General features: G+C 60.1%; 12 protein-coding genes. 4 read left to right on the forward strand and 8 right to left on the reverse strand.

Translation table 11 applies throughout. The features are described from left to right. Together ACUTJJ_RS23920 and ACUTJJ_RS23925 are read right to left on the reverse strand one after the other, a co-directional pair. The coding region (locus tag ACUTJJ_RS23920; protein ID WP_445543656.1) for a hypothetical protein at positions 1–873 on the reverse strand (873 nt) is incomplete at its 3' end. 308 nt (positions 874–1,181) lie between these two features. Further along, positions 1,182–1,778 carry a DUF1134 domain-containing protein gene (locus ACUTJJ_RS23925; protein ID WP_209087247.1) on the reverse strand — a complete coding sequence of 199 codons (597 nt, stop codon included), beginning with the start codon at positions 1,776–1,778 and terminating at the stop codon, positions 1,182–1,184. A gap of 251 nt (positions 1,779–2,029) precedes the next feature. Between ACUTJJ_RS23925 and chpT the strand changes: the two genes are divergently transcribed. Together chpT and ACUTJJ_RS23935 are read left to right on the forward strand one after the other, a co-directional pair. Next, entirely contained in the window at positions 2,030–2,677 is a 648-nt protein-coding gene (gene chpT / locus ACUTJJ_RS23930) for a histidine phosphotransferase ChpT (RefSeq protein WP_144577052.1), read from the forward strand. 84 nt (positions 2,678–2,761) lie between these two features. Beyond that, on the forward strand, positions 2,762–3,292 hold the full coding sequence (locus tag ACUTJJ_RS23935; RefSeq protein ID WP_445543657.1) for a GNAT family N-acetyltransferase: 531 nt from the start codon (positions 2,762–2,764) through the stop codon (positions 3,290–3,292). 10 nt (positions 3,293–3,302) lie between these two features. Here ACUTJJ_RS23935 and ACUTJJ_RS23940 read toward each other — a convergent pair whose 3' ends face one another. Next, positions 3,303–3,818: a GNAT family N-acetyltransferase gene (locus ACUTJJ_RS23940; protein ID WP_445543658.1), complete on the reverse strand. Its 516-nt coding sequence runs from the start codon at positions 3,816–3,818 to the stop codon at positions 3,303–3,305. Positions 3,819–3,898: 80 nt separating this feature from the next. Next, complete coding sequence (gene ctrA / locus ACUTJJ_RS23945) at positions 3,899–4,603, reverse strand: response regulator transcription factor CtrA (protein WP_003522926.1); 705 nt, start codon at positions 4,601–4,603, stop codon at positions 3,899–3,901. 479 nt (positions 4,604–5,082) lie between these two features. On the opposite strand from ctrA, the gene ACUTJJ_RS23950 reads away from it, so the two are divergent. Both ACUTJJ_RS23950 and ACUTJJ_RS23955 read left to right on the forward strand, forming a co-directional pair. Beyond that, entirely contained in the window at positions 5,083–5,433 is a 351-nt protein-coding gene (locus tag ACUTJJ_RS23950) for a flagellar export protein FliJ (RefSeq protein WP_003491821.1), read from the forward strand. A 284-nt stretch (positions 5,434–5,717) separates the two neighbouring features. Continuing rightward, positions 5,718–5,921, forward strand: a complete 204-nt coding sequence (locus ACUTJJ_RS23955) for a DUF1059 domain-containing protein (protein ID WP_020011618.1) — start codon at positions 5,718–5,720, stop codon at positions 5,919–5,921. Between the two features lie 238 nt (positions 5,922–6,159). On the opposite strand, the gene ACUTJJ_RS23960 is transcribed toward ACUTJJ_RS23955, so the two are convergent. The 4 genes from ACUTJJ_RS23960 to ACUTJJ_RS23975 form a co-directional block, all read right to left on the reverse strand. Continuing rightward, positions 6,160–6,441 (reverse strand): GNAT family N-acetyltransferase, encoded by a 282-nt coding sequence (locus ACUTJJ_RS23960; protein ID WP_445543659.1) that lies wholly within the window; start codon positions 6,439–6,441, stop codon positions 6,160–6,162. A gap of 222 nt (positions 6,442–6,663) precedes the next feature. Beyond that, positions 6,664–6,939 carry a CtrA inhibitor SciP gene (gene sciP / locus ACUTJJ_RS23965; protein WP_003491799.1) on the reverse strand — a complete coding sequence of 92 codons (276 nt, stop codon included), beginning with the start codon at positions 6,937–6,939 and terminating at the stop codon, positions 6,664–6,666. Positions 6,940–7,131: 192 nt separating this feature from the next. Then, positions 7,132–8,172, reverse strand: coding sequence for a DUF2793 domain-containing protein (locus ACUTJJ_RS23970; RefSeq protein ID WP_445543660.1), 1,041 nt, complete (start codon positions 8,170–8,172; stop codon positions 7,132–7,134). 273 nt (positions 8,173–8,445) lie between these two features. After that, positions 8,446–8,724, reverse strand: a 279-nt coding sequence (locus ACUTJJ_RS23975; protein ID WP_445543661.1) for a 3'(2'),5'-bisphosphate nucleotidase CysQ family protein, incomplete at its 5' end; no start/stop codon positions are given.

Raw genomic sequence — 8,724 nt, forward strand, 5'->3', positions numbered from 1 at the left:
CTTGGCGGCAGGGGCAGTTGCTGCGGGTTGCGGCTGCTCAACCGGCTTTTCAGCGGGAACGGCCGGGTTCGGCAGGCGAATGATCATGTCGTTGCTGCGGCCGCCGGTTGCCGCCAGTTGTTCTTTCAGCCGCGCGACTTCCTGGTTGCGCAGGGTCAGCATCGTGTCGAGGTCGGCGTTTTTGGCGATGGTGCTCGCCAGCTGTTCCTCCAGCCTTGTTACCTTGCGGCTTTCGCGCGCAACGGCCTCCATCGCTTCCCGGTTGCGGCTGGCGATATCCTGAAGTTCTCGGGTGACGGTCTCGCCTTCCTTACGGAAGCGTGTGGCGCTTTGCTTGGCCTGTTCGGCTTCAAGGTCGCGGGTGGCGGCGAGGATTTTCGAATCATCCAGCTCGCGCGTCAGGTTGGTGAGGCGCGCGGTGAGGTCGGCCATCTGGTTCGCGCGCTCGTTGGCGGCCTGCTCCTGTTGCGAAAGCGCGGCCTGAATCGTAGAGGCGCGGTCTTCGGCGGCGTCGAGTGCAGCGCGCAATTCGCCGATCTCCAGCGTCAGTTCCTCGATTTTCAGCGACAGGCTACGGTTTTGTTCGCCCAGCCGATAGGCATCGCTGGAGGCGGCTTCGTTGGCAAGGCGCAGCGATGTGTTCTTCTCCCGCTCCGTTTCCAGCTCCTGGCGCACCTTGGCGTTTTCGGCGGCATAGAGTGCACGGGCCATGTCCTTCTGGGCGCGCACTTCCTGCGGGCTGATGGGCATCGTGGCGCGGATGCGCTTTTCCGTATAGGCGACGATCCGCCGGTGGATCGCAGGTGCGATCAACAGAGCCAGCAGGGTTGCGGTGAGAAAACCCAGTCCGAAGAGAATGGCATATTCGATCACGCTTTACAGTCTCCGAAACTCAGATACGCGCGCATTCGGAAAGAGGGGCGCGAAAACACGTTACGCTATTATTGCAACCGTGGGGAGGGGTTTCCCTTCGGCAATTCATGGGCGGGACCTTGCCACTTGTTTCTTCTCCCCGAGGGGGAGACGTCCGCGTCAGCGGGATGAGGGGGCGAGGGTTATGAGATACGGCAAAGTTGCCCCCTCATCCGACCCTTCTGGCCACCTTCTCCCCGGCGGGGCGAAGAAAGCTGCCGCAGCCTCATCCTATAGACCACCGTTAGCTCCGGTTAGACCTCAGAGAATCAGAACGGGTTCCAGGTCGGCTGCTGGGTGAGCTTCAGGTAACCGACGTTGATGCCGAGGCGCGCGCCGATGCCGGTGCGGATGGGCGCCAGCGTCACGTCGCTGCTTTTCAGATAGGTCATGCCGACACCGGCGACGATGAAGGCGGAGCCACTGACGCCGCCATAACGGCGATAAAGCGAATCGACGGAGGGCAGATTATAGACCAGCATCATGGCGCGGGTGCCCTGTCCGCCATAATCAAGCCCGAGCGACGGTCCTTGCCAGAAGACGGGGTGTTGGCCGGCATTCTTGGTGTAGAGCGTGCCTTCGCCGTAGGTGAGGCCGGCAACGAAGGCGCCGGAGCCTTCCTGGCCGAGAATGTAGCCGTTCGGAAGGCCATATTGCTGGAAGGCCCGCTCCACCACCTTGGCAAGGCCGCCTGTGGTTTCACCGAAGAATCCGTGGCCTGCATCCACGACTTCCTGGAAAGTATACTGATCGCTGTTCTGGGCCGCCGCCGGCGCAACCCACATCAACAGGCTCGCAAGGAGCGCAACAATCTTTCCCAGTCCGAGGCGTGCAATGGTGCGGGTTTTCGTAAGGCGCATCGTCATGTCCGTCCGTCTGTTTCGTTGGCGCATCAGCCCAAAAATCCGAATCGATTTTCGAAAGGGCGGCCGCGCAGAGTCAAAGTTCTACAGCATGTTTCGTGCATTCTTGCGGATACACGGGGCTCCAGTGTGGCCTGTTAAGGCATTTGGCATTTTGAAACCATCCTATTAACAATCGGTTTACCAAATATGGTGTCATTATGGCTTAACAATTTCCACACCGTCCGCGCCTCCCTTGCGCAGGAGAGAATTTTATGACCAGCAAACTCAATATCACGCTGTCCGGTCCCGATCTGGCGGCCCTTTTGTGCAGCCGTGTGTGCCATGACGTGATATCCCCTGTCGGCGCCATCAATAACGGCCTCGAACTTCTGGACGAGGGCGGCACGGATGACGACGCCCTCGACCTCATCCGCACGTCCGCCCTTAACGCATCCGTGCGGCTTAAGTTCGCCCGCCTTGCATTCGGCGCTTCCGGTTCCGCCGGCGCGTCGATCGATACCGGTGAGGCCGAAAAGGCTGCGCAGGATTTCGCCGCCGCCGAAAAGAAGGCGGAGGTCAGCTGGAACGGTCCGCGCGCCATCGTTGCGAAGAATCGTGTCAAACTTCTGCTCAACCTTTTCCTCGTCGCTTACGGCGCGATCCCGCGCGGCGGCAATGTGGATGTGCTGCTGGAAAATCCCGATGGCGACGCCAGGTTCGAGATCACCGTCAAGGGCCGGATGATGCGCGTGCCGGCGAAGTTCGTGGAAATTTACGAGGGCCGGCTGGAAGAGGCGGTCGACGCCCATTCCGTGCAGCCATACTACACGCTGCTTCTGGCTGAAGAGGCCAACATGGAGGTGGACTACAAGGTGCATGACGATCGCATTGTCTTCACGGCGAAGTCGATCACGGCGTGATCGTTTCGGTGCGAGCGTGACGTTATCAGGGGTCGGGCCGGCTTTGCCAGTGCCCGGCCTTTTCGTTTGAGAGGAGGAGATTTCTTGATCCGCATCGAAACCCCGCGTCTCTGTCTTCGGCCGCATGCCATCGAGGATGAGGGGCGCTATTGCGCGTTCTGGAGCGCTGCCATCCAGCCGATCCCCGGCGTGAGTTCGATCGCGCCGCTCGATCCGGAGCTCGCCTTCGCACGGCTTCTGCGCTTCATCGGCCACTGGTCCGTCTTCGGCTTCGGCCCCTTCGTGGTGGAGGAAACCGCCACGGGGCGGATCGTCGGCGAGGTCGGTCTCGCCAACATGCGCCGCGGCCACGGTGCGGATTTCGATACCGCGCCGGAGGCTATGTGGAAGATCGACAGGGATCTGACGGGAAAGGGCGTCGCCAGCGAGGCGGTGCAGGCCGCCCTTGGCTGGTTCGACGCGCAGGGCATATCAAACCGGATCGTGTGCATGATCGATCCGCTAAACACGCCCTCCCTCGCAATCGCCAACCGCTTCGGCTTCCGGCCTTTGCGGGATACGACGTTCCGGGAATGCCCGGTGAGGTTGTTTGAGCGGGTTGTTCAGACCCGCTGATTCGCATCAATCAGGCCGGGTTGTCCGCCAAATGACGATAAACGAGATCGGACGGTAGTGGGCGCGGTGCCGTAGGGTCCAGCACCCCGCCTATACGCTCCGCAACGGCGGCGGATTGGCGGTTGGATGCGCTGACGTAGCTGACGAGGGTTGGAAGCTTGAGGGTGTTGAAGGCCCAGTCGCGCAGTGCCGTTGCGGCTTCTGCTGCATAACCCTTCCTTTCATGGCCGTCGTAAAGCAGCCAGCCCAGTTCCTTCTCAGGATAGAGGGGACCATGATTGATGCCGACCTGACCGATGCATTCTCCACCCTCGGCGAGATCGATCATCAGGGCGCCGTGACCGAAGAACGACCATAATGCCCTGTCCTGACAAAACATCGCCCACGCGGCAGGAAGATCATGCGGTCCGCCAACGCCGGTGGCGCGCGGTGAGGCCATGAAATCGCGATAGGCCGGAAAATCCGCCAGGGCAAGCGGGCGCAATATCAGACGGCTGGTCCTGAGGGTGGGAATAGGGTCGTTCATGGTTCGGCCTGCTCGAAGATGGCAACAAAAAACCCGCTGTCGCCAGCGGGTCTTTTAAAACTGTCCAGTTCCGAAACGGATCAGGCGGTTTCGAGGAATTCCGTGGCGCCGTCCGGCTCGCGCAGCACATAGCCGCGGCCCCAGACGGTTTCGATGTAGTTGGCGCCGCCGGCGGCGTTTGCGAGCTTCTTGCGCAGCTTGCAGATGAAGACGTCGATGATCTTCAGTTCCGGCTCATCCATGCCGCCATAGAGGTGGTTCAGGAACATTTCCTTGGTCAGCGTCGTGCCCTTGCGCAGCGAAAGCAGCTCGAGCATCTGATATTCCTTGCCGGTCAGGTGAACGCGCTGGCCACCCACTTCAACCGTCTTGGCGTCGAGATTGACGATGAGCTCGCCGGTGGCGATGACCGATTGCGCATGGCCCTTGGAACGGCGGACGATCGCGTGAATGCGGGCAACAAGCTCGTCCTTGTGGAACGGCTTCGTCATGTAATCGTCGGCGCCGAAACCGAGACCGCGAACCTTGTCCTCGATGCCGGCCATGCCGGACAGGATGAGGATCGGCGTCTTGACCTTGGAGAGGCGAAGCGTTCTCAGCACCTCGTAGCCCGACATGTCAGGCAGGTTGAGGTCGAGAAGAATAATGTCGTAATCGTAGAGCTTGCCCAGATCCACGCCTTCCTCACCGAGGTCGGTCGTGTAAACGTTAAAGCTTTCCGACTTAAGCATCAGTTCAATGCTCTGCGCTGTCGCGCTGTCGTCTTCAATCAGTAGAACCCGCATAATTATCCCCTTTGCCGCCCGCGAACCGGTAAGTCATTGCCTCGCGCGATGCGGATCCAGACGTTGCCTGATTTGCAGGCTGCCACCAAATGGTTAACAAATTCTAATTGCCTTTGGCAAGGTGTATCGAATTTATTAAGCAAGCTAGGCATTTTGCTGTTTTTGCACGTGAATCCACAATCGCCAAAATTGAAGCTTAACGTGAGGATTTCCCGCTAAGTGATTCAATCGACTCTCACATCGTCTGGCCCGTTTTTTTGGACCTGGCATTTACCGACCCTTAAATGATCGTCGTTATCATTAACGATGCCCGTAAACGAAAGGTTAACAACGGCGGTTTTTTATTAACGTCGGGTAACTTTTGGGAATCATTCCGGCACAGGGAGTAACCCTTGCGGAAAACGGGCGGGTTAAACGGGCCGATCAGGCTGGCATAGTGCCATTTTGATCCGGGTCTCGCTATCCATGGAGTATTGCGTATGAAGTCGCGTGACAGCCTGGTTCGCCTGAAGGAATTTCAGGTCAATGAAAAACGCAGGCAGCTTAACCAGCTGCAGCAGATGATGTCCGAATTCGAGCGGATGGCCAAGGAACTGGTGCATCAGATTTCTCTGGAAGAGAGCAAGTCGGGAATTACCGATCCGACACATTTCGCCTATCCGACCTTCGCCAAGGCCGCGCGCCAGCGAGCGGATAATCTTCAGGTCTCCATCCGGGAGTTGAAGGCTCAGCAGGAGGCGGCGGAAGCGTCGCTGGAAGAGGTGCAGGCCGAATATGAAAAGGCCGCTGCGCTGGAAAACCGCGACGGAGCAATTCGCGCGCGCGCCTGACCAGGGCGTAAATCGGACGAATGATCGTCCTCATTGACGGCTGCCGGTGGATCAGGAGGCAGCTTTCAATGACGGGACGGCTTGCATTTTTTTGGAAGGTCGCTCCTCAAGGGGCGGCCTTTTGTTTTGCTTGGTGTCCGGCCCTGCTGGCGCGACGGCATATCCCGGATTTTTATTGTCCCAGGCCGGGAAAGGGCGTATTTTGAAAGCGTTCCGACCATGAGCCGGAGGGCGTTGCGTGCGCGCCTCAAGCTGGCGCGGACGGCTATGGCAGGGAGGCAAACATGGCCCGCCAATATATCGATTGCCGCGAATTTCCCAGTGACAGCAGATGCACCGTTGCCATTTCGGCCGATTCCCAGGAGGAGCTGATGGAGGCGGCGGTGCAACATGCCGTGGCCGTTCATGGGGCCAAGGACACACCCGAATTTCGCGAGGAAGTGCGCCACAGCATGCACGCGGGGACACCGCCGCTGAAGGTGGCGTGAAACGCATTAAGAAATGGCGCGATATTTGGAACGGTTGTGAGGGATGAAGCTTAAGCCGCTTGTTTCTTCTCCCCGGCGGGGAGAAGTCCGCGGCAGCGGGATGAGGGGGCAAGCTCTCGGTCTATCTCTACCGTTGCCCCCTCATCCGACCCTTCGGGCCACCTTCTCCCCGGCGGGGAGAAGAAATACGCCGCGGCGCTTGCGACTATTCTGCCCTCAGACAGAGGATAAGCCGCCCTTACCCCTGGATAACGTCCGCCCATTCGGCATGACGCAGGGTCTGGGCCTTGAAGAACGGGCAGAGCGGGATGATCTTCCAGCCGCCCTTGCGGGCTTCATCGATGGCGTGGGCGGCGAGCGCCTGGCCGACGCCTTTGCCGCGCAGGGCATCGGGCACGCCGGTGTGGTCGATGATGATGAGGGTGGGGGAGGTGCGCGAATAAGTCATTTCCGCCGTATGGCCGTCGACGGTTGCGAGATATTCGCCGCGCGATCCGGTTTCGGTCGTCTTGATATCCATGATCTTTGCCTTGCCCTTACTTGTTCGTGTCCCCACTGTAACGGCTTGCGGCCGAATTGAAACAGCGGGAAAAGCGAACGCAGTGGACGTGATCCGGTGAACAATCACCGGGGTCGACATGGGGGACTGCGGCCGGAGAGGATATTAAACCGAAAGCCCCGTCGTTCAGACGACGGGGTATCGTTAACGTTCGATCTGGGGCGCTGCGAGGCGCCGTTGCCTTTAGTGGCGATATTGCTGAATGCGCGTGGTGCGCAGGCCGGCAAGGCCATGATCGGCAATCGAGGACTGCCAGGACAGGAATTCTTCAACGGTGAGCGTATAACGCTCGCAGGCCTCTTCGAGGCTCAACAGTCCACCGCGCACGGCGGCAACAACCTCTGCCTTTCTGCGAATGACCCAACGGCGGGTATTGGCAGGCGGAAGATCCGCAATCGTCAGAGGGCTGCCATCGGGGCCGATGACATATTTAACTCGTGGGCGTATCATTTCGGTCATTGGACACTCTATACAAACTCAAGACCATATGACGGGAACTTTAGCCCCGTACCTTTAAAAATTGCCTAAGCAGGTCGTGACAATTTATTAAGAATTTGAACGGTTTCGCCTGATTTGTTCGAGTCGCCTTATTTTGCCGGGCAAAAAATTTCTGCAAAAAACGCGTTTTTTCTCGCTCAGGGGTTGCCGCGGTCACAGCGCCGCAAGTGAAAGGCTGGTTTTTCCGTTGCCCTGGGCGAATTCCGCCGTTCCCTCGTGCTGCAGCCGCAGGCGGTCGCCGGCATTGAGGGCGAGGATGGATATTGCCGATTGCTGTGTGCCGACGGCGGAAGCGTTGCCGGCGACGCTGAGGCCCGTGGCCAAGCCATTGCTGAGAAGTGTGACCCGGTGGCCGGAAGATGCTGCCACGGCAAGGGTGAGGGCAACGAGATAAAGCCCCTTTGCCGGGACGAGCAGTTCGCGCCCGCCCGTCTCCACCGCGTCACCCAGGGCAAAGCCACCCTCCGAGATAGTCAGCAGGGAGAAGCCCGCCGTCGATCCACTGGCGGGTTTCGTCGTGCCGGCCGGCAGCCCTGCCACGGCAAGCGGGCGGTTTGGCAATGACACCCGACCGTCGCCGCTGCACAGCAGCGCCGTGTACCAGTTCGCGCCATCGGGGCTTGTCTTGATCGAAAAGCCGTCATGGCCGGCAAGCCCCATTTCTGCCCGGCCGCTCCAGCCGGTCTGGAACAGGAGAGAGGCCGTATCGGTTTTGGCCGCCTTGTTGATGGTCATGCGGTGGCTGCCATCCTGCTCCGCATGGCTGAAGAGGCTGGCGGCGGAGGAGAGCGTCAGGCGGTTGGTCGTGTTCGGCTCCGTGCCGATGCCAAGCCGGTCCATCCGGCCTGCGGCGGGCAGAGGAAGGTCGCGCCAGTTCTTGTCCTGAAGCACGCGATATTTGCCATCGCTCGCAAACCACGCCGTCCAGCCCGGTTGTGGGGTTATGAACAGCCATGCGCCATCCTGCCGGAATGCGAGTTTTCTCGCCTTGGCTGCGAGGTCGCCCGTGGCATTCGAGGCAAGGAGGAAGCAGTCACCCTCGGCGGGGTTTTCGGGAAGGGTGGAAAGGACGGCCTTCACGACCAGCTGCACGACGGCGTCGAGCTTTTGCAGCGCCTCGTTGTGGGTGACGTGTTTCTGTGCCTGCGAGGGGAGGATGTAGGGAAGGGAAAGTCTCGTCGTCTGTTCCGTCATGGCGTCGGCTCCGCGTTCGTGGTGTCGCGGGTATTGTGACGCGGTGGCGCGGGGCGGGGATGAAAATATTTTTGTCGGGTTGGCGTGTGCCGCTTACCCCCTCTGCCCCTCAAGGGGGAGATCGATCTGCGGCACTGCATTCATCCACTCTCAACCCTTGAGGCTGATTGAAGAGTGAGCCACTTGCCGATTTCCGCCCCTTGAGGGAGAGATGCCCGGCAGGGCAGAGGGAGGTGACGCGGCATACGCAAACAAAAATGCTGGTAGCGGGAATTACCCCGCGTGCCCCACCGCCGCCATCGCACCTTCGGCAATGAAATCCGGATTGGCGAGCGCATCCTCGCCGTCGCCCCGGACCTTGTAGGTCAGCAGGCGCCCGTCGCAATCCAGCGTGCGGCCGCCAGCGGCGCGCAGCACGGCGTCGCCTGCGGCCGTGTCCCACATCATGGTGCGGCTGAAGCGGGGGTAGATATCGGCGGCGCCCTCGGCGAGCATGCAGAACTTCAGCGACGAGCCGACCGAAATGCAGTCCTTCAGGCCGTGCTCTGCGAC

This window comes from Agrobacterium sp. DKPNP3, from assembly GCF_052686535.1.

Coding starts and splice junctions, on each gene's coding strand:
- ACUTJJ_RS23925 (WP_209087247.1), bottom strand. CDS start 1,778: ATGACGATGCGCCTTACGAAAACCCGCACCATTGCACGCCTCGGACTG.
- chpT (WP_144577052.1), top strand. CDS start 2,030: ATGACCAGCAAACTCAATATCACGCTGTCCGGTCCCGATCTGGCGGCC.
- ACUTJJ_RS23940 (WP_445543658.1), bottom strand. CDS start 3,818: ATGAACGACCCTATTCCCACCCTCAGGACCAGCCGTCTGATATTGCGC.
- ctrA (WP_003522926.1), bottom strand. CDS start 4,603: ATGCGGGTTCTACTGATTGAAGACGACAGCGCGACAGCGCAGAGCATT.
- ACUTJJ_RS23950 (WP_003491821.1), top strand. CDS start 5,083: ATGAAGTCGCGTGACAGCCTGGTTCGCCTGAAGGAATTTCAGGTCAAT.
- ACUTJJ_RS23955 (WP_020011618.1), top strand. CDS start 5,718: ATGGCCCGCCAATATATCGATTGCCGCGAATTTCCCAGTGACAGCAGA.
- ACUTJJ_RS23960 (WP_445543659.1), bottom strand. CDS start 6,441: ATGGATATCAAGACGACCGAAACCGGATCGCGCGGCGAATATCTCGCA.
- sciP (WP_003491799.1), bottom strand. CDS start 6,939: ATGACCGAAATGATACGCCCACGAGTTAAATATGTCATCGGCCCCGAT.
- ACUTJJ_RS23970 (WP_445543660.1), bottom strand. CDS start 8,172: ATGACGGAACAGACGACGAGACTTTCCCTTCCCTACATCCTCCCCTCG.